This is a genomic window from Lyngbya aestuarii BL J (assembly GCF_000478195.2).
GTDB lineage: Bacteria > Cyanobacteriota > Cyanobacteriia > Cyanobacteriales > Microcoleaceae > Capilliphycus > Capilliphycus aestuarii.
On sequence record NZ_AUZM01000016.1, the window covers coordinates 12,206 to 31,880 of the forward strand.

Annotated in this window: 16 protein-coding genes and 8 tRNA genes; 11 read left to right on the forward strand and 13 right to left on the reverse strand. The window is 40.2% G+C overall.

Annotated features, from left to right (window positions below):
* Nucleotides 1–329: 329 nt before the first annotated feature.
* Nucleotides 330–2,936: a cyanophycin synthetase gene (gene cphA / locus M595_RS08940; protein WP_023065884.1), complete on the forward strand. Its 2,607-nt coding sequence runs from the start codon at nt 330–332 to the stop codon at nt 2,934–2,936.
* Between the two features lie 78 nt (nt 2,937–3,014).
* On the opposite strand, the gene M595_RS08945 is transcribed toward cphA, so the two are convergent.
* The 9 genes from M595_RS08945 to M595_RS08980 all read right to left on the reverse strand — a co-directional run bounded on the left by M595_RS08945 (nt 3,015) and on the right by M595_RS08980 (nt 5,313).
* Nucleotides 3,015–3,089: transfer RNA gene (locus M595_RS08945), tRNA-OTHER, on the reverse strand.
* 475 nt (nt 3,090–3,564) lie between these two features.
* Nucleotides 3,565–3,638 (reverse strand) — tRNA-His (locus tag M595_RS30560).
* Between the two features lie 5 nt (nt 3,639–3,643).
* Nucleotides 3,644–3,716, reverse strand: a tRNA-Ala gene (locus M595_RS08950).
* 197 nt (nt 3,717–3,913) lie between these two features.
* Nucleotides 3,914–3,985 (reverse strand) — tRNA-Phe (locus M595_RS08955).
* Between the two features lie 99 nt (nt 3,986–4,084).
* Nucleotides 4,085–4,714 (reverse strand): hypothetical protein, encoded by a 630-nt coding sequence (locus M595_RS08960; protein ID WP_023065882.1) that lies wholly within the window; start codon nt 4,712–4,714, stop codon nt 4,085–4,087.
* A 22-nt stretch (nt 4,715–4,736) separates the two neighbouring features.
* A tRNA-OTHER gene (locus M595_RS08965) sits at nt 4,737–4,813 on the reverse strand.
* Nucleotides 4,814–4,837: 24 nt separating this feature from the next.
* Nucleotides 4,838–4,915, reverse strand: a tRNA-OTHER gene (locus M595_RS08970).
* Nucleotides 4,916–5,166: 251 nt separating this feature from the next.
* Nucleotides 5,167–5,238 (reverse strand) — tRNA-Trp (locus M595_RS08975).
* A 3-nt stretch (nt 5,239–5,241) separates the two neighbouring features.
* Nucleotides 5,242–5,313 (reverse strand) — tRNA-Ile (locus M595_RS08980).
* Nucleotides 5,314–5,783: 470 nt separating this feature from the next.
* Between M595_RS08980 and M595_RS08985 the strand changes: the two genes are divergently transcribed.
* Nucleotides 5,784–6,500, forward strand: coding sequence for a cytochrome b/b6 domain-containing protein (locus M595_RS08985; RefSeq protein ID WP_023065913.1), 717 nt, complete (start codon nt 5,784–5,786; stop codon nt 6,498–6,500).
* An 18-nt stretch (nt 6,501–6,518) separates the two neighbouring features.
* Here the strand turns inward: M595_RS08985 and M595_RS08990 are convergent, their stop codons facing one another.
* The gene (locus M595_RS08990) at nt 6,519–7,217 is read right to left on the reverse strand and encodes a diacylglycerol/polyprenol kinase family protein (RefSeq protein WP_023065872.1); all 699 of its coding nucleotides are present in this window, start codon (nt 7,215–7,217) and stop codon (nt 6,519–6,521) included.
* 229 nt (nt 7,218–7,446) lie between these two features.
* Here M595_RS08990 and M595_RS08995 point away from each other — a divergent pair, with 229 nt between their 5' ends.
* The 3 genes from M595_RS08995 to M595_RS09005 all read left to right on the forward strand — a co-directional run bounded on the left by M595_RS08995 (nt 7,447) and on the right by M595_RS09005 (nt 11,153).
* A complete protein-coding gene (locus M595_RS08995) occupies nt 7,447–8,361 on the forward strand; it encodes an SPL family radical SAM protein (protein WP_023065850.1) in 915 nt (304 codons plus the stop codon).
* On the forward strand, nt 8,354–9,703 hold the full coding sequence (locus tag M595_RS09000; RefSeq protein ID WP_023065841.1) for a hypothetical protein: 1,350 nt from the start codon (nt 8,354–8,356) through the stop codon (nt 9,701–9,703). The genes M595_RS08995 and M595_RS09000 overlap by 8 nt, the downstream gene beginning before the upstream one ends.
* A gap of 79 nt (nt 9,704–9,782) precedes the next feature.
* Nucleotides 9,783–11,153, forward strand: coding sequence for a serine/threonine protein kinase (locus M595_RS09005; protein ID WP_023065848.1), 1,371 nt, complete (start codon nt 9,783–9,785; stop codon nt 11,151–11,153).
* An 8-nt stretch (nt 11,154–11,161) separates the two neighbouring features.
* Here the strand turns inward: M595_RS09005 and M595_RS09010 are convergent, their stop codons facing one another.
* Nucleotides 11,162–12,379 carry a DNA double-strand break repair nuclease NurA gene (locus M595_RS09010; RefSeq protein WP_023065915.1) on the reverse strand — a complete coding sequence of 406 codons (1,218 nt, stop codon included), beginning with the start codon at nt 12,377–12,379 and terminating at the stop codon, nt 11,162–11,164.
* A 78-nt stretch (nt 12,380–12,457) separates the two neighbouring features.
* On the reverse strand, nt 12,458–13,243 hold the full coding sequence (locus tag M595_RS09015) for an HAD family hydrolase (protein WP_023065886.1): 786 nt from the start codon (nt 13,241–13,243) through the stop codon (nt 12,458–12,460).
* A 169-nt stretch (nt 13,244–13,412) separates the two neighbouring features.
* On the opposite strand from M595_RS09015, the gene M595_RS31785 reads away from it, so the two are divergent.
* The 4 genes from M595_RS31785 (at nt 13,413) to M595_RS31075 (ending at nt 15,215) form a co-directional block, all read left to right on the forward strand.
* Complete coding sequence (locus M595_RS31785) at nt 13,413–13,583, forward strand: CAB/ELIP/HLIP family chlorophyll-binding protein (RefSeq protein WP_009785784.1); 171 nt, start codon at nt 13,413–13,415, stop codon at nt 13,581–13,583.
* A gap of 164 nt (nt 13,584–13,747) precedes the next feature.
* Nucleotides 13,748–14,047 (forward strand): hypothetical protein, encoded by a 300-nt coding sequence (locus M595_RS09020; protein WP_040483828.1) that lies wholly within the window; start codon nt 13,748–13,750, stop codon nt 14,045–14,047.
* A gap of 19 nt (nt 14,048–14,066) precedes the next feature.
* Nucleotides 14,067–14,492, forward strand: a complete 426-nt coding sequence (locus tag M595_RS09025) for a heavy metal-responsive transcriptional regulator (protein WP_023065845.1) — start codon at nt 14,067–14,069, stop codon at nt 14,490–14,492.
* A gap of 549 nt (nt 14,493–15,041) precedes the next feature.
* Entirely contained in the window at nt 15,042–15,215 is a 174-nt protein-coding gene (locus M595_RS31075) for a hypothetical protein (RefSeq protein ID WP_023065842.1), read from the forward strand.
* 46 nt (nt 15,216–15,261) lie between these two features.
* On the opposite strand, the gene M595_RS09030 is transcribed toward M595_RS31075, so the two are convergent.
* Complete coding sequence (locus tag M595_RS09030; protein WP_023065922.1) at nt 15,262–17,832, reverse strand: EAL domain-containing protein; 2,571 nt, start codon at nt 17,830–17,832, stop codon at nt 15,262–15,264.
* 200 nt (nt 17,833–18,032) lie between these two features.
* Here M595_RS09030 and dapB point away from each other — a divergent pair, with 200 nt between their 5' ends.
* Nucleotides 18,033–18,860, forward strand: a complete 828-nt coding sequence (gene dapB, locus M595_RS09035; protein WP_023065891.1) for a 4-hydroxy-tetrahydrodipicolinate reductase — start codon at nt 18,033–18,035, stop codon at nt 18,858–18,860.
* A 107-nt stretch (nt 18,861–18,967) separates the two neighbouring features.
* Nucleotides 18,968–19,654 (forward strand): DUF8619 family protein, encoded by a 687-nt coding sequence (locus M595_RS09040; RefSeq protein ID WP_023065885.1) that lies wholly within the window; start codon nt 18,968–18,970, stop codon nt 19,652–19,654.
* Nucleotides 19,655–19,675 lie beyond the last annotated feature (21 nt).

A 19,675-nucleotide genomic window follows, 5' to 3' on the forward strand; every position in this document is an offset into this window, starting at 1 on the left:
ACAGGAAGTTGACTAAAGCTAGAAGTCCAACTCCACCCACCCAAATCGTAACAATCGAGGGAATAGACCAATTCATCAATCTAAAAAAATATGACATGGATTCTTTCCCTATTCTATGGCTTCCTGCCGAGAGATGAAACAGTAGTTTCACGGAACTTTCCTTGAGACTAACGATGAAATTTAACCAAGGTGACAAATCTCTTTTTCAAGCCTCATGTTGAGAGAAGGAAGTAGAAAACTCTCCCTTGTATGAGACAGTAGAAATATTCGTAAAAATGACAATAGCCTGTATCTGTGTTGATGCATCTACCCCTTAGGAGGCGGCAACCATGAAAATCCTTAAAACTCAAACTCTCTATGGCCCAAACTTCTGGAGTATTAATCACCCTCATCTGATTGTCCTGCAACTCGAGCTAGAAGATCACGAACGTCGCCTCTCCAACGAGATGTCTGACTTTTGTGATCAACTCGTCAAGGTGCTTCCCGGATTGAGGGAACATCATGGATCTCGGGGTTGTCGAGGTGGCTTTTTACAACAGATGCAAGAAGGAATCTCCATCGCCAAAATTATCCAACACGTCGCTTTAGAGTTACAAAACTTGGCTGGAATGCCTGTTGATTTTGGTCGGATTCGTCTGGCTGCTACACCGGGAATTTGTCGGGTTGTGTTTGAATATCAAAATCCTGAAGCTGGACGTTATGCAGGGCGAGGGGCTGTCCGTATCTGTCAAAGCTTAATGAATCGAGGCTATTATCCCCAAGCCGAACTGGAAATTGATCTCGAAGATTTACAAGAAATCAAAGCCGAAGATTCCCTCGGGCCAACAACAGAAGCGATTATTAATGAAGCCCAAAAACGAGGAATTCCTTGGCAAGAATTACCCGTTCGTCATGTCGTTCAACTAGGCTACGGTAAATATCAACGTCGGATTCAAACGGCTCAAACCGATCAAACAAATATTCTCGGGATTGAATTTGCTGGAGATAAACAAGCCACAAAAATATTATTGGAAGCGGCCAGTTTACCAACCCCTCTCGGAGAAGTCATCTATTATTTTGATGAACTCGAAGAAGCGATTGATCAAGTCGGTGGTTTTCCAATTGTGATTAAGCCCTTAGATGGAAATCATGGTCGGGGAATCACTTTAAATATTAACAGTTGGCAAGATGCAGAAAATGCTTATGATGTTGCCAAGGAAGAATCCAAAGCCGGCGGAATTTTAGTGGAACGCTATTATCGCGGCAAAGATTATCGCGTCTTAGTCATTAATGGTAAAGTGGAAGCCGTTGCTGAACGAGTTCCTGCTCATGTCACAGGCGATGGTCACTTAACAATTGAGGAATTAATCGAAGATATCAATCGTCATCCCAGTCGAGGAAGTGGTCACGAAAATATTCTCACTCGGATTGAAATTGACCGTCATACCGATGATGTTCTCGCAACTCAAGGCTACGATCTCGATAGTATTTTAGAAGAAGATGAAATCTGTTATCTCAAAGCCACAGCAAACCTGAGTACAGGTGGAATTGCCATTGATAGCACAGATATTATTCACCCCGAAACCGTTTGGATGGCTGAACGGGCTGCCCAAATTATTGGTTTAGATATTGCCGGAATTGATATCACTTGTACCGATATTAGTCGTCCTCTGCGAGAAGTAGATGGAGTCATTATCGAAGTCAATGCCGCCCCAGGTTTACGAATGCACCTACAGCCCAGTCAAGGAAAACCTCGTAATGTAACAGCACCGATTTTAGAGATGCTTTATCCGCCAGGAGTTCCCTATCGAGTACCGATCATTGCAGTCACAGGAACCAATGGGAAAACAACAACAACTCGTCTGATTGCCCATATTTTTAAACAGACCAAACAGGTGATTGGTTACACCACCACAGACGGGACTTATATCGGTGATTTTTTGTTAGAATCAGGAGATAATACCGGACGTCAAAGCGCTCAACTGATTCTCAATGATCCCACCATTGAAGTAGCAGTCTTAGAAACGGCAAGAGGCGGAATATTAAGGTCTGGTTTAGGATTTAATCGCTGTGATGTAGGTGTGGTTTTAAATGTTGCTGCCGATCATTTGGGGTTAGAAGATATTAACACCCTCGAAGATATGGCTCAGGTGAAAACTGTAGTTGCGGAAGCGACTGATGACAACGGTTATGCGGTGTTGAATGCTGACGATCCGTTAGTGGCAAATATGGCAAAATGGGTCAAAGGAAAAGTCGCTTATTTTTCGATGAATCCTCACAATGAAATTGTTAAAGAACATCTGCGAAAAGGGGGAATTGCAGCCATTTATGACGGAGGTTTTCTCACCTTTTGTAATGGGCAAGATACCCTTCAAGTTGAACAAATGGTAAATGTTCCTTCAACGTTGCGGGGTTTGGTTTCCTTTATGATTGCTAATGTTTTAGCAGCGAGTTTGGCAGCCTATGTGCAAGGGGTGAGTATTGAAAATATTAGTACAGGATTACGAACCTTTCAAGCCTCTTTAGAACACACTCCTGGCCGGATGAATTTGATTGAATTGGGCAAGTTTCATGTTTTAATTGATTATGCTCACAATCCCGCAGGTTATCAAGCAATTGGTGAGTTTGTTTGTCAGTGGTCTGAGGGTGAACGAATTGGGGTGATTGGAGGCCCTGGCGATCGCCGTGATCAAGACTTAAAAGAGTTAGGACGGTTATCAACTCAGATGTTTGATTGGGTGATTATCAAAGAAGATGATCATACTCGCGATCGCCCGCGTGGAGATGCAGCCCGTTTAATTCGAGAAGGAATTTGTCAGGAAAAACCGCAGTTTAATTATCAAGAAATTTGGGATGAAACAGAAGCTATTCAAACGGCTTTGGCGGAAGCTTCCGAAGGAAGTTTAGTGGTGATTTTTCCTGAAAGTGTTAAACGGGTGATCGCGTTGTTGAAGTAAACTATTTTGGTGGGGGTTTCTAGCCCCCTCTTCCAATTCCGCCACAGGAGGCATTAGGAATAAAAGATTAATTATTAGTTGCCCTGCCAGGGATCGAACCTGGACTCAACGAACATTCAAAGTGCGATCGGGTGCCAATTACACCACAGGGCAATGAATGGGAATTGAACCCGTTACATCTTGTATTACAATAAGCTGTAATACTACAGAACGCAGAGACTAGGATTTGAACCGCATAGCCATAAAAAACGGGGTTACAACGAAGACGCTGTAAACCCCACCTAATCTACCGAATGCGAAATTTAGGTAGAAAATTGGAATCAATTTCGACAAGAATTAGAACCTGTTTTAGCTGAAAACTAAGTCAAAGTAAATTGGTTTTTATCGAAATTTTTAACATATAGCGCTACTTGAATCGGGAACAGGGAACACCGGATCAGGGAACAGTAGACTGTGAAAGGGTTTTAGGATCTAGAAATGTCCTAACTTAAATGCGTAGTGCTATAAAAAAATAAAGGAAGATAGAGGAATCGTTCGCGAAGCGTCTCCGCAGGAGATACCCCCAGGTTTTACCCTGCTCCCGTTTTCAAGACGGGTTGCTGTCCCTTCAGCAGTATCTTCCGAAAGGGGAGTCTGATGGGACTTGAACCCATTATTACTGGTGTCACAGACCAGCGTCTCGACCGCTTTGACTTCAGACTCCACAGTGGAACTGGTCGGACTTGAACCGACATCTACCAAGTTGCAAGCTTGGTGCTTTCCCAATTAAGCTACAGACCCTCATTTTTTAATTTTTAAAATGTGTTAAAGTGCTGACCACTCAGCCAGGTGGAAACCCCTAGGTTTTATGGAACCTACAACCAAAACTCCCGGATTTTATCGAATGTTAATCTTTGGGATTTAAGGCTTGAAAGTCTAAGATTTGAGGCTTGAGATTTAAGCGTTAAGCGTTGAGCTTTAAGCTTTAAGATTTATGCTCGATGGAGTTGGAATCGAACCAACAACTCATGATTTTCAGTCATGCGCTCTACCTATTGAGCTATCCATCAAATCCATAAATTTAGAGGTTTTCGAGTGACCAGCACAGATTTTTGGGGTTTAAGACTGTCAAAAATTAAGTGATTTAATTGCCGACAATCTTAGATGAATTAATCGGGAATCTCAATCATTGTTCGAGCATTACTAATCGATAATACCCGGTCAACCGTTGATTGAAATTCTTCGACGAAAGTTTGGCGTTGTTCAATATTTGCAGCCAACTCAATGGGGTCTAGCAGTTCAACGCCTTCTCGCGCTAAGAAACTATCGGCTAAAGATTGATATTTTTCAGAAGCCGCATTTTTTCCTAACACTTCCATCGCCAATTTATCCAGACGTTCTTTAACTCGTGCTTGGGCGACATCAAAATCTTTGCGAGTGCGGTTATAAACTAATAACATGGTATTCATAACCGCTTCTGAATACAGGATGAAACTTTTCATTTCAATGGCTTCTGCCACCGTCATTTCTTGACCTGCAACTGAAACGGTTATAGACGCATTTGATAACACAATTGCTCGTTTAATCATGCGCCGACGGGCAATTAACGCATCAACTTTCTGCACAGCAGCACGGGCTTGAGTGGTATAATCTTGGCGGGATTTGTAACCCGTTGGAACTTTACCAATTTCAATGACAGTAATTAAAGTATTCCCGTCTAAAGCGGCTCGGGCTGATTCAATTCGTTTTTCTAATAACGTTAATTCTGCTAAGGCATCGGTTACGGTCATTTGAGTCATATTATCCACCTCTTTTGTTTAATCCTCCTGACAGGATTTGAACCTGCAAAATAGAACAGATTTTAAGTCTGCCCCCTCTTCCAATTCCGCCACAGGAGGTATTAGGAATAAAAAATTAATTATTGGTTGCCCCGCCAGGGATCGAACCTGGACTCAACGAACATTCAAAGTGCGATCGGGTGCCAATTACACCACAGGGCAATGAATGGGAATTGAACCCGTTACATCTGTCAAAGGCGGAGAGCAGTGGACTCGAACCACAAGCAGTTAAACTCCATCTGTTTAGCAAACAGCACCCATCCCCTGACGGGTTTACTCTCCATCGATTTGGTAAGCCGGGCACCGATTCGCACCTGCAATGCTTTTAGCGGCTGTTTTACAGACAGTTGCCCTCTCTGATAGGCGAGCCGACCCAAACTGTTTGTATTACAATAAGCTGTAATACTACAGAACGCAGAGACTAGGATTTGAACCTAGATCCTCGGTTTTGGAGACCGATATGTTAGCCGTTACACCATCCCTACAAGTGGCAGCGGCGGGATTTGCACCCGCAACAACCCGGTTATGAGCCGGGGGCTTTACTCTTAAGCTACGCTGCGTTGTTTGCAGTCCAACGCCTATTGGGCAACCTGGACTCGGTGAGCAGCCTTGACGGGAGTTGCACCCGATCCTCTATGCTTGAAAGGCACAGCGACTTCTCTAATTGTCCACAAGGCTATGAGCGAGGGTGATGGGATTTATTGGCGTCGCCTCGGCGTAACACATACCCACAATTTCGGTGTTCTACATCGGAAAAATGTAGTATAATATTCAGTTGTCTAGGTGCAGATGGCTTGCTCAATCAAGCTTTATCGCTTTCCTTTGCTTGCCATGTTTTTATACTACAAACATACTACATAAATTGTCAAGGGGTGTGGCAAAAATTTTTTGATCCCATTCTTGTACCTCGGGGACAAATACGGGGAAAATCCTTTAATTCTGGGGTTTGTGGAGTGATCAACTATAGATGAAAGTCAATAGTTAATTGATTTACTATAGACAAAAATCAAAGTAAAACGGAGTCTGACAGATGCCTGGTAAACTTTCTCAGCCCTATCAACCCCTGCTTCTCCGTATTTTGCATGGAGTCACGGGGATCTGTGCGATCGCGGCAATTTTCACCGCAGCTTGGACTTATGACACCTATGATGGACGGTTTGGGCGATTTTTTTTACCGAAGTTAGAAGCGATTGAGGGAATTCATGGTACTTTTGGGCTGTGGACGCTGCTGATTTTTCCCCTCTTTGTAGTATATGCCTTTCGTCGGGGTCAAAAACGCCTAATTCAACCCGACTCTCTACAAAAGCTAAGTCAACGGGGAAAGCCGATTTTTGGGTACACACTACACCGGATTACAAATACCTTGGCGATTTTTGCGCTTACCTTTGCGCTGTTCTCCGGTAAGATGATGAGTGAGAAATGGTTGCCCCAAGGAGAACTTAATCATATTTGGTATTATCTTCATCTATTTTCTTGGGTGGTTTTAGTGATTATGATCGCGTTTCATGTGTTAATGGCGGCGAAAGTTGGGGGAACTCCGTTGCTGTTGTCTATGATGAATTGGAAGTTTCGCACTCAGGATAATCCGAAATTATGGCAAAAAAATATTTCTGAATGGAAAGCAAATGTTCAGATAAGTTCAATTCTGAATAACCACTCAGCGAGAATTTTTCAGATTTTAGAAGCCATTGTTTTAATTACTATTATTTTAGCTTGGGTGATTTCCCTGGCTAAAGAGTTGGGTTGAATTTTTCAGGTTTAAATTCTAGATTATTCCTACCCATAATTGATTTAGAAAAAAAGCTAACGCTGCACTACTCAGGGGAACGGTTAGATTATCGATGCCTAATTTTGAAAACGCTTCCATTGTCGTCGCCACAACTGCAACAATCAGAGAAATAACCCAAGTTTGCCAAATATTTCCTTGAACTGCGAATAAAATTAAGCTAGAAACAAGATAACTCACTAAACACATTGTTAGAGAACCTTCCCAACTTTTTTTAATTTCTCCAATTTTGTAGGGATGTCGTCCAAAACTCTGACCAATGACCGCTGCAAGTCCATCGCCCCAAGTCATGATTAAAATCCCTAAAACAGCGTATTCAGGTTTGTTAATTGACCAAAAACAGCCGATTAAAACCCCAATACTGACGGCATAAAAAAACGTTCCTAAGCTTTTGCGTCCAACACTATTAATACTCGGTAAAATCGGGAATTTATAAGAAATCAGAGCGATAATACCAGAAATTACCCCGGCTGTAATTCCAATCCAAGCGGGAGTATTCAACCACCATGCTAGTAGAATAACATTTCCAGTGCCAATATGAACAACTTTTCGAGAAACCTCCGCCTCCACAGAAATTAGACGGTTTAAGCCTTCAGCAATCACTAAAACAACACCTAACCACACCGCAACTAAAGCAATTTGTTGCCAAATATTCAGACTTTCAGTAACAATAAACATCACAATTTTAAAAAAATCAAAAAATCACTAAACTTAACTTTTACCAGAGAGACTTGTATTGACTCACGGTCTTTGTCAGTATATCATGGAAAGATATGTAGATGATATGAATTAACAGCTTCGAGAATTTTAATTCATAAAATACTGAAAAAAATTGATTTGACAAAACAGCAAAACTCATATGGTAATATCAGAGAGAAGACCAACTGTTTATTCTCTGATCAACACAGTGAAATCTCAAGAATATTCTGTTAGACAATCTACTCCGAGAGTTTTAGAAAAGTTTGGAAATACAAATGTTTATAACTTAGATTCTAAAACTATACTCAATAAGGCAACAGGATATATTGGTTCTTATGACTTTACTCTCAATCCTTATCGAGGTTGTCAATATGGATGTAGTTACTGTTATGCGGCTGCATTTAGTCCAAATAGTCAAATGCGTCAAGATTGGGGAAATTGGGTAATTGTCAAACAAAATGCGGTTGAATTGATAGAAAAAGAGCTAAAAAAATGGTACAAGCGTAATCCGAATAAACCTCCAACTATCTACATGAGTAGTGTAACCGATCCCTATCAACCTTTAGAATCTCAAATTCAGTTGACTAGGGGTTTATTATCGGTGATGATTCCATATCAACCGATTTTAGTGATTCAAACTCGTAGTCCAATTATTGTTAGAGATATTGATTTACTCAAACAGTTTAAACGCTTGCGAGTGAACATGAGTATTCCCACAGGAAGCGAGTCCGTTCGTAAAGATTTTGAACCTCAATCACCCAGTATTCAAGCCCGACTGAATGCGATTGGAAAACTACGACATAATATTCCAGATAATCAAGATCATCAAATTAGATTTTCCATAACTATAACACCTTTACTCCCTATTTTTCCAGAGGATGAAACCCCGTTTATTTGTAAATTAGAAGTTATTGATCGCATAGTGATTCAAGCGTTTCATTCGGCGAGTCAAAAATCAGTTTTAGCAGCAACTACCCGCAAAGAAGCTGTCAATCTTAAGGAAAAATATAAATGGTGGTATGACAACGAATCCGAAAAATATAACAACTTTCTTGAAAATTTAAAAGCTTTGCTGTGTGACGTAGAAGTTTTTGAAGGAAAAGCAGGATTTGGCTATGATTAATATGATTAATTTGTTTAAAAATTGGTGGAGATCCCGAAAGTTTTGTGCGGCTTTAAAACAAGGCAACGAAGATTTAGCGCGAAAAATTATTCGAGACGCTAAACTTTCCGAAAGTCAACTTTCTTTACCGGAAAAGCTGTATAGAGAAAAGTTGAAGCTAACCTATAATCTCAATCAAAAGAATAAAACTATCAAGCAATTAAAAGAAGAATTGGAAACAACTGTTCGGGAGTTAGAACAATTGAACTCTCTTACAGAAGTTTCAACGAATAACCAATTTTGTTTGTTACCCGAAAAACAGTTTATCGATTTTATCTGGGATAAATTTAAACTGATTGAACGTGATACAGGATTACTGCAATGTACGGGAATTCATCAAGAAATATTTGAGGATATTGAACGGAGTCTAGCCGATTTTATTGAAGGGGAGTTTGAACAATTCCGTCGAACCAGAAGGGATTTTGAATCAATGCTAGCAGATGCGACACAAGATCTCAATAGTTTGAAAGGGGGAAAAGATCCAAATTACAGTTATACTCTCAGTCCTCATGTTTACTTGATTCGTTATTTTTTAGAAAATGTATATTGTGCTTATCTGGCTTGGTTTTTAATCTATCAATCTGGATTTTTACCGACAAATCTCAATATTCTTGATATTGCTGCTGGCCCTGGGACAATGGCTTACGGTTTAGATTTATTCTTACAAAGTAGTCATCTTTTTTCAATTCAGTTACCTCCGGTTCAGGTCGCTTACTATTCCCTAGAAAAACAAGATAAATTTCAATACAGAGGTTTGCAATTTTGGCGGAAATATAGCGAACAAAAGGCAAATCCAACCAATGCCTATTTTCGCTTTGATACGGTGGACTTATTCGACGAAAAAGCAGATTTTCAAAAAATACCCAAAGACTTTTTTGATTTTATTGTGATTTCTCATTGCTGGTTTTATGAGGTTGAAACTCGCAATTATGCTTATCTCAAATACAAACAAATATTCAAATCGAGCTTAAAACCCGGAGGTTACGTTTTACTCATCATTCAAGATAAAAAACTCTGGAAAATTAACAACTTAAAATGCTGTGAAGATCCCGTTCAAGAACAAGAGTTAGTTGAAAAAATGCTTCGGGAAATGGATCTAAATTTAGTTTGGTACAAATACTTGAATTCTACTCCTCAAAGAGGTACAATGAAAGGGAGTGAGTTTTCCAAATTTGCCCGAGCTAATTTATCCCCTCAAGTCTATATGAGTAAATTAATGAAAGATTACTTAGATATAAAATATACTACCTGCTATACACTTGATGATTATGTTATCCTAGCATCACGAGAAGAAAATAAATAGAAATAAATAACTAAATTTTGCTAGAGAAAAAACCTATGCTAACTTAGAAACAGTACAACCTCCTCACCACATTTCCGCTATGTTAACCTCAGGGAACATTTTACAGGAACGCTACCAACTCCAAAAACAATTGGGACGAACTGCTGCGGGACATCAAACCTGGTTATCAACAGACTTACATACCCAGGAACAAGTTACGGTTAAGTTACTGGCGTTTAGTCCGCAGATGGAATGGGAGGAATTAAAATTATTTGAACGAGAAGCAGAAGTTTTACAATCCCTCGAACATCGTTATATTCCCCGATATCGAGACTATTTTTCCATCGATAGAGAAACGGGATCGGGTTTACCTTGGTTTGGGTTAGTTCAAGATTATATTCCCGGATCTTCGCTACAAGAACTGATTGAAAACGGAAAACGATTTAATGAGTCTGATGTCAAAAATATTGCCAAAAATGTTTTAGAAATTCTGATTTATTTACATCAGCTTAGTCCTCCGGTTTTGCATCGAGATATTAAACCCAGTAACTTGATTTACGGAGACGATAAACAGATTTATTTAATTGATTTTGGAGCGGTACAAGCTCAAGCTCATGTGACGGGAGTGACGTTTACTGTAGTTGGAACTAGCGGTTATGCACCCTTAGAACAGTTTTGGGGACGAGCGGTTCCGGCGTCTGATTTGTATGCGTTAGGAGCGACATTAATTCATGTTTTAACCGGAATTCCTCCCGCAGATTTACCTCAAAAAGAGTCTCGGATTCAATTTCGCGATCGCGTTAGTATTAGTCCTCATTTCATCAGTTGGTTGGAAACAATGACAGAAATTTCAGTTGAAAAACGCTTTCAAACTGCAAAGATTGCATTGGAATGTCTAATCGATCAAAACAATCAGCATTTTCTTCCATCTCAATCTGCAAAAATCAATAAATTATCTCCGCCTAAAAATACTCGAATTCAATTGGAAAAAACAGCCGAACAGTTAAATATTTATTTTCCGCCAGGACTTAAATCTTTCATCAATCAATATAATCCAAATATTAACAAGTGGATTTATTACTCTTCTATATTTGTGATAGGTCTAAGTTTTCCGGTTGTCTTATTTCCCCTGATTCCCAGGATGTGGAATGATTCACCAGTATTTGGTTTAGTATTTTTAACCACGATGCTGATGCTTTTGGCGGGCATCATTGTTTTAGTCAATCAGAAAACCTACGTTAATATCAACCCTAACCAACTTGAAATTAAACGCAAATTATTTGGATTAGTTTATGGGTTAAAAGTGGGTAAAACTTCCGACATATTGGGCGTATTTGTGTATCAAAATAAGTCTAGCCGAGGAGTCAAGATTCGTTCAGAAACTAAAAGTTATACAATTATTGAAAACATAAAAGAAGAAGAATGTTTTTGGCTTGCTCAAGAAATCCAAGATTGGTTAAACTCCAGATAAGCCATTTTCTACGCAATACTTCCTCGCTTTCGAGCTTCTTTATAAGAAGTACCGATATTTTTCATTCCCGCTTTAATCATTTCTTGTTCTAACATAGCAAAAAAACGGGTGCGATCGCCTCCCCTAACAACAGCTTGGTTGTGTGCTTCTGCTAACGCTACCGGATAACCGTAGCCTTTTTTTACTTGGGCGATCATCATTCCCAAAGCCAATTCTAACTGTTCGGAATTTTCCGCAACCCAAGCCGGAACTTCTATTCTAGCAATTTCTGTCCCCACATTTACATAACAAAAATAAACTTGATGACAATCATACAGATCTAATATTCTAGCTTGACTTCGCCATAACGGACTACGTTGACCTGGTTGTAATTTAGACGCCCAAATGACAGTATCTCGCAACGGTTCAAAACTTTGACAGGGTGCTTTTTTAGAAAAGCCTTGGCTGTCAATAATTCCCACCGTCGGACAATATTTAACGCAGTTAGGTTCTTCGTGGGGACAAGCTTCTAACCGCAAAAAAGACACCGTTTCACTACTACGAGAAGCGCTAACATATCCCAATAATGGAATACCCGCCAACCGCAAAGTATCCCAAGCTTGTAAGATCGGTTCTAAGATTAAATTACGGGCTTCAGAAGGGAGTTGTTCGAGAAACCAATAGGTTAAACTCCCATCCACCATTGCTAAAGTTGGAATAGATAGTAGATTTCCGGGAATCATCGATAAATACTCGCCAATTTCTGCTAGAATAACCGCTTCAGAAACCGTGCGTCGATATCCCATCCATTCTTCAGTTCTAATTCCCCACTGACGAGAAATATATAAATCTTCCGGTTGATAATAAATTTCGGGGATACTATCTAAAACCGGATGGCGACTTTGACCGTAATATAAAATAATCCGACCCACATTTAACAAATAACAATAGGCAATTTCGTGGGCGCTGGGTGAAATTTGAGAACCATCTGTGGCGAATACTGTATGAACTTTTGGAGGAACAGGAATATAGCAACAAGCATCTATCGGTTCAACCGGTTTAGCGGGGTTAAACAGGATGCGATTTCCCAAATTTTCTTGATGTTCAACTAACTGACTTTGATGGGGTTTAGCCGCTTCTAAAAAGCGTTGAGCAATTTCTAACCGTTTGTGGGCGGCTTCGACTTCCCGACTCATATGTTGACTCATTCCCTGCATTTGTTGGGAGAGTTTAGTGAGATCAAGCATGGTGTTTTACCCGAGAAGAAAACAGGTACTTTCTTTAAGTTTAGAATAAAATTAACTTTTCAACATCCATTTTGATTTTTAGGATCTCCAAGCCGAAAACTCTTGAGTAAACTGAGACTGAGATAAAAGCTGAATACGCGGATATTCTGAAACAGAATCTCGTTCGGTTTGGGTATTGTAACCCCAGTCTGCTAAAAACAAATGTACATCTCCTAAGTCGGGGTGTTGTTGAACTTTTAGTAACGTTTTGAGTCGATCTTCAACAAACCAAATTTGAGGAGTCGGTTGAACCCCCGCTAATAACTCTCGCAAGATTTCATATTTAGGACGTTTTTCACCTTTCCCAAAAATCCTTCCTCGGTTCAGATTAACTCCTTCTTTTTCTAGAAGCGATCGCACAAACCGTTCTTCTTTGGTTGTGATAATATAAAGATCTAAAGAATTCTCTAAAAAAGCTTTAACCCGTTCAATTACCCCTGGATAAAACCGATGTAAAGCCAACCAACTCGGTAAATCAGCAGAAATCCATTGATCTCGAATTCCATCGAGTTGAGTCGATAACATTTTGGGGTCAAGATTTTCGGAGGTAATCGTTTGTTTGGCGATACTTTGCCAATCGTGTAAGATATCCGCTTCTGGGGTTCCTTTTACCAATTCTCGCACCAGTACAGGCATTTCCCAACCGGTTTCAATCACTGGACGAGTTCGATAAAATTTTTGAGCGAGATCATCAGGAGGAACAGAGTCAGAAGACGACCAAATTCGACAATAGGTTCGCCATGCAGTCTGAAAATATTCAATCATACCATCACAGACAACCCCATCAAAATCAAGGGCGAGAAGCGTCGGTTGGTCGGCTATCATTAATCAAAACCTCCAATGGGATAATCAATCTGGGTCTAACTGGGGATTTGGCGATCGCCCGCTTCAATGTATACTATGTCGATGTCTCTTAGCACAAGTAAATTAAGAACGTTTTCTGCTAGAAAGACTAAAATTGAAGTGAGGACTCATATAGGACAGTGAAATATTTATGACACAAACACAACCGACAACTACACCGAACTTAGAAGAACCGAAATTTGGATTTAATCACTATGCGGAACGTTTGAATGGCCGTGCGGCGATGATGGGATTTGTCATTACCCTGGCGATTGAATATTTTACCGGACAGGGGTTGCTATCCTGGCTAGGCTTGAGTTAACCTATGGGCAACTTCCTCTCCTTGTCTGAGGTTAGAGGAAATTGCTCTCCCAAGAAGTTCTAATCTGTTCAGGTTAATTGAATTGAGCAAGTGAGTCAGTTTCAATACGGATACCCACTAAAAGTCAAAGAAAATAACGATAATAAAGAGTAGAGTCAGCAGAGATGAACGCATTATGGCGACAGATGTTGATGTTTAAGTCCGCTTATCGTAGAGAGCCAATTGTCAGCTTTATCATTACCGTCGGAGTGGTTGATGCTATTATTGGCGGTGTCGGTGCGAGTTGGTCGCTGTTAAGTTTTGGATTGGGAACAGTCGGTGTTGCAGTTGCAGTTCGATGGTGGCAAAGTCCAGGTTCTAAAGTGGAGTCACCAGAAGCGGCGCCCGAATATTATCTTCCTTCTAGTTCTTCTCGACCTCCCTTACCGATGTTGAACCCCAAACACAAGCGTCCTCCTTATTGATCAATTCAAATTTGTTCTCATGGTTTCTGTAACGCACGATAAGTCACTCAAAATTGGGGAAGTCGCCTCTCTGAGTGGTTTATCGGTGAAAACAATTCGCTACTATGAAGATATTGGTTTGCTCAGTCCCACGGTTGAACGGTCAGAGTCCGGGTATCGCTTGTTTAACTCCTTAGTTTTAACGCGGTTGAGTTTTGTTAAACGGGCTAAATCTTTGGGTTTGAGTTTGAGTGAAATTCGAGAAATTTTAGAAATTCGTGATCTCGGTCAATTGCCTTGTGGCGAAGTCAAGCAGTGTTTGCTGTCTAAGGTTGAAGCGATTAATCAGCAAATTGCCGCCTTGGAAACGCTCAGAGGGGAGTTAAAGGAGTTACTCGCTCATTGGCAAGAGCAACCTTCACCTAACCAAGCCGCGCAAACCATTTGTCCGAATATTCAGCTTTAGTTCCAAAAACAAAGGGAAGGGGTTTTCTGATTTTCCCTTCCCTGGCTGTTCTGGTTGGTTTGAGTTGTTTTGATTGCCCGGGTTGGGCTTCAGTTTGTTTCGCAGAACTTGTTGCCGTTTTTTCAGTTGTCTTGCTCGTGCGGAACCGCCTTTTCCTTTATTGTTTCTCCCCTGGCGGCGTGGAGATTCCCATCGCTTCATATATTGAGCCATAGCTTTCCTCAGACTACCATTTCCTCTACTGTAAATGAAAAATTCCGCATTGTCAACCCTTAAAGCGAAATTATTTCTATCTTTTCAATTTGAATTTTGTTACTACAGTTGCTCAATTAAGTGGAAGTTTGAAGTCATAATTAAGTCATCAATATAAGTTGGATAAATCAACGGACTTTTGAATACTGGTATTATTTAAAACCTTGATTATCAGTAATTTCAAGGGGTTTTCAACGGTCTATCCAGACGGATCAATCAAAAAAATCAGTATTTTGAGGGTTTTATTTTTTGGCGATTCATAGGACAATAAAAGTAGAAGTTATTTCAATCAATCTTATGCTGTACTCTGAATCTACTTTTTCTTCTCTCAACACTCCTTCTTTGCTTATCCTTCGCAACTGGGTGAGAAGCGGTCTGTTTTTAATGCTTTTAATTTTGGCAACTGTTCCCTTAACGATATTTGCTTTATTAAGCTGGAAATTAGAAAGTCAGATGCCGACAGAAAACTAAAAATCAAGTAGAGTGAACAACATTATTTGAGTAAAAACTTATCGGTCTACCAACGCGGATCAGACTCAATAAACGCTATAGCAAGATCAGCCGGAACAGGTCTGAGAAAATAGAATCCTTGAGCAAATTCACAACCCAGGGATCGCAATTGTTCGACTTGCTTTAAGGTTTCGACTCCTTCTGCAATCACTGCCAATTTTAACACATGAGCCAGGGTAATAATCGTCTGTACAACCACTAAATTTTCTCCTTCTCCATCCGCTTCCATTTGAGAAATAAAACTGCGGTCAATTTTGAGCGTATCAACCGGAAAACGATTTAGAGAACTCAGTGAAGAAAAGCCCGTGCCAAAATCATCAATACTTAGCCGCACATTCAGGGCTTTTAGTTGTTGTAATAAAGCAATCGTTTCATCAACCTCTTTCATCACAACACTTTCACTAATTTCTAGTCGTAAATTCTGAGGATCAATACCCGATTCTAAAATAATCTCTTGAATTTGTTCAACTAAATCAGGTTGCGAAAATTGTCGGCTTGATAAATTTACCCCCATAATCAACTCTAGATTGTTTCCGAACTGATCTTGCAGCCTTTTTAATTGATGACAAGCTTCCCTAATCACCCATTGACCCATCGGAATAATTAAACCAGTTTCCTTCGCAATTGACATAAACTCATCGGGAAATAGTAAATCTTTTTGAGGATGTTGCCAACGAATTAAGGCTTCTAAACCAATCAATTTCCCCGTTTTCAATGAAACTAGAGGTTGATAATGTAGGACAAATTCTTGACGTTCTAAAGCCCGTCGTAAATCAGTTTCTAACTGAAGATGTTGTTTTCCATCCACACTCATTTTGTGTTCAAAGATTTGATAAGAACCTGTTCCTTGACTTCTCGCTTGATACATTGCAGTATTAGCATTTCGGAGTAAAGCTTCAGCACTGGTATTTGTAGCGTCATTTAAAGCAATACCAATACTAATCGTTCTAAACACTTCTTGTCCTTGTAAATAAAAAGGTGTAACTAACGCTTGCTGAATCCGTTCCGCAACCCAAATTGCATTTTGAGGCTGTCTAAGATGTTCAATCAAAATGGCAAATTCGTCAGCACTCAAGCGAGCAATAATGTCACGGTTTCGTACACAAGTTCTCAACCGTTGCACTAAATCAATTAAAAGTTGATCGCCTGCCTGATGACCTAAACTATCATTAATCACTTTAAAACGATCAATATTTAAAAATAAGATTCCACAGAATATTTTCTGTCTTGTTTTGAGATTGATTTCTTTCTCGATATAATTCAAAAAGCTACCTCGATTGGGTAAGCCTGTTAAGGGATCATGAGAAAGATAATAAACTTGTTTATAAGCAATAATACTAATACTGGTTAGCACAAAAGCGAGTGCAGGTGAAATCAGAGGAAACCATCCTTTAAACACAAATAATCCATAGCCAATTCCGAATAAAATCAGCAGTCCACTACTCAAGGTAATTGCTTGTTTAATCGGATGTCGAATTCGCCAAGTTATTCTTCCAGCAATCAAAGCCCAACCGAGAATCCAAATTGCTTCTAGCCATCTGGGTAAAAACCAAAATAATTGGGGAGATTGCCAAAATTTTAAAGATTGATTGATACCAAAATCATTTAACGCGACACTAATTAGATGACTCGTCATCTGAGCATGAACAAATACTCCAGGCATCATGGCTTCATTTAATGCCGCAGCACTATAAGGAGTAAAAAAAGAATCTTTTAAACTCGGTGCTGTTGCGCCAATTAAGACAATTTTATCCTGAACTAAACTTGGATTGAGATTTCCGGCTAAAATCTCTCCAATTGAAATCGTTTTCGCGATTTGAGGACTGCGATAATTGAGTAAAAGTTGATACCCTTGATCGTCAATTTGGGCATATCCACCACTCCAAGTTTTCAAGGGAACAAAAACCTGATCACCCAACTGCATATAATTCGGGTTAGAAGAATAATTTTCAGGTTGAATTCCTCTGGCTTGAAGATAAAATAGGGCGAGTTGTAATGAAAAAGAAAATAAGGTTTCCTCCTCCGTACTGGCAAACAAAAGCTGACGTCGAATCACACCATCTGGATCAACGGGAACATCATTAAATCCAATCCGTTCAGGAGGAATATTGGGTGGCGGTGGAATGGGTGAAACCCCTAAGTTTGTAATAGCAATAATATTCTCAGCTTGGAGTTGAGCGGCGAGTTTATCCATTCCTGGGGGTTGGGGTAAATCTCGATAAACGTCAATTCCAATCACTACAGGTTTATACTGTTGGAGTCGAGCTAAGATTTCAGCCAGAGCCTGATCCGAGAATGGCCAGCCTTGGTTTTTTAAGTCGGCTTCTGTAATCGTTACCACTAACAGTCGAGGATCACGTTTTTTTTCGGGTTGGAGTCGCACCAACAGATCAAAAATTCTCAATTCTAAAGGCTGTAAACTGCCCGATTGTTGTAAAATGGCAACAACCACAGCGATCGCTAAACTGGCAATTAACCCCGGACAGAGGAGAGTCTTTAATCCGGTATAAACACCAGTTTGATCACTTTTGAGGAAAGAGATTCGCGGTAAAATTGAACGAAGTTTAGGAGACCACATGGAGTAAGTGTAGAATTCAAAATCCGAATTCAAACCAAATCACGTCATCTAGACTATGAAATCGTCATCCAACTATTGTAACTTCCCCCTGAAGAAACAATTAAGCTGACAATATATATTTTGGCTCTTACTGACTTATGATAGTCTGAGTTTTGAGTTTTAAAAATCTCGTCATTAAAGTGCAGGATCAATCAAAGCCGATGACAAATCAATTTCCGATTCCAGTAATTGTTAATGGTGCAGGTGGTAAAATGGGACGAGAGGTGGTGAAAGCCGTTGCGACTGCCTCAGATCTGACTCTAATGGGTGCGATTGATCGCAACCCGCAAACATTAAACCAAGATGCAGGATCTTTAGCCGGAATAGAGCCTCTAGAAATCCCAATTACCAATGATCGTGAAGCGACACTGGTGATGGCAGCGCAGGAAAAACAACCCGGTGTGATGGTCGATTTTACCCATCCTGATTTTGTTTATGATAACGTTAGAGCAGCGATCGCCTATGGTATCCGTCCGGTTGTGGGGACGACAGGTTTAAGTCCTGAGCAAATTCAAGACTTAGCAGAGTTTGCAGATAAAGCAAGTATTGGCTGTTTGATTATTCCTAACTTTTGTATTGGGATGGTATTGCTTCAACAAGCCGCAGTTACCGCATCTCAATACTTTGATCATGTAGAAATTATCGAACTTCACCACAACCAAAAAGCGGATGCTCCCAGTGGAACCGCGATTCATACCGCACAGATGTTAGGAGAGTTAGGGAAAGCCTACAACCCTCCGAGCGTTGAAGAAAGCGAGAAATTAACCGGAGCAAGAGGCGCGACAGCAGCGGAAAATATTCGCATTCATAGTATTCGTTTACCGGGATTAATCGCCCATCAAGAAGTGATTTTCGGATCGTCCGGTGAAATTTATACCCTCCGCCATGATACCACTGATCGCGCTTGCTATATGCCAGGCGTAAAGCTAGCGATTCGTAAAGTTCTAGAACTCAAAACCCTCGTTTATGGGTTAGAAAAGATATTATAGAGGTTCAGGGTTAGGGATAGAAAATCATCGTAATTTGACTGATTAATTTTGTCTGAGCCTCCGATCACACTATGACCTAACACCTGACGCAATACCACTGAAGCTATATGTTGATTCCCTTAACTCGCAAAACCTTTGAGGAATTAATTCCTGCTGTCGCCACCAGCGATCAATATCGTTATGCTTGGGGAAAACTCTCGGATTTTTTAAAGCGAGTGTTGATTTCGGCCGTTTGTGCCTCGGTTTGGATTATTATTGAGATTGCCGTCGAATCTGATAGCATCAAATCGGTGTTATTAATCTTAGGATTAATCACCATTCTTTACTGGTTTTGGGGGCCAGTGGTTGAAGCCAGTTTACGCAATCTACAATGTCGTAAATATCCCTACTGTGGATTTTGGCAGGGAAAAGTTCTCGACTATTATATTACCGAAGAAGTAACCAGCGAACAGGAATCTGTCAACAAAAAAGGAGATTTAATTATTATCGAAAACTTAGAGCGGCGAATAAATGTAGAAGTGGGAGACTCAAAAGGATTTACAACAAGCATTCAAGCCCCTCTAAACCGCTCTCACAAAAAACTTCATCGGGGTCAAGTTGCTCAACTGATTGTCATGTCTTACCTCGAAGATTTAAGCCGAATTAGCCAAGTTTCTGACCTCTATATTCCCAGTCAAAACTTGTGGGTGAGTAACTATCCGTATTTGCGTCGAGATGCCTTTGTTGATGTAAGTCGCTGGGTTCGTTCTCAACGCGATACTCGTAGGCGATCGCAAACTTCTGTAGATCGATAAAATCTAGGTATCCTTCATCTG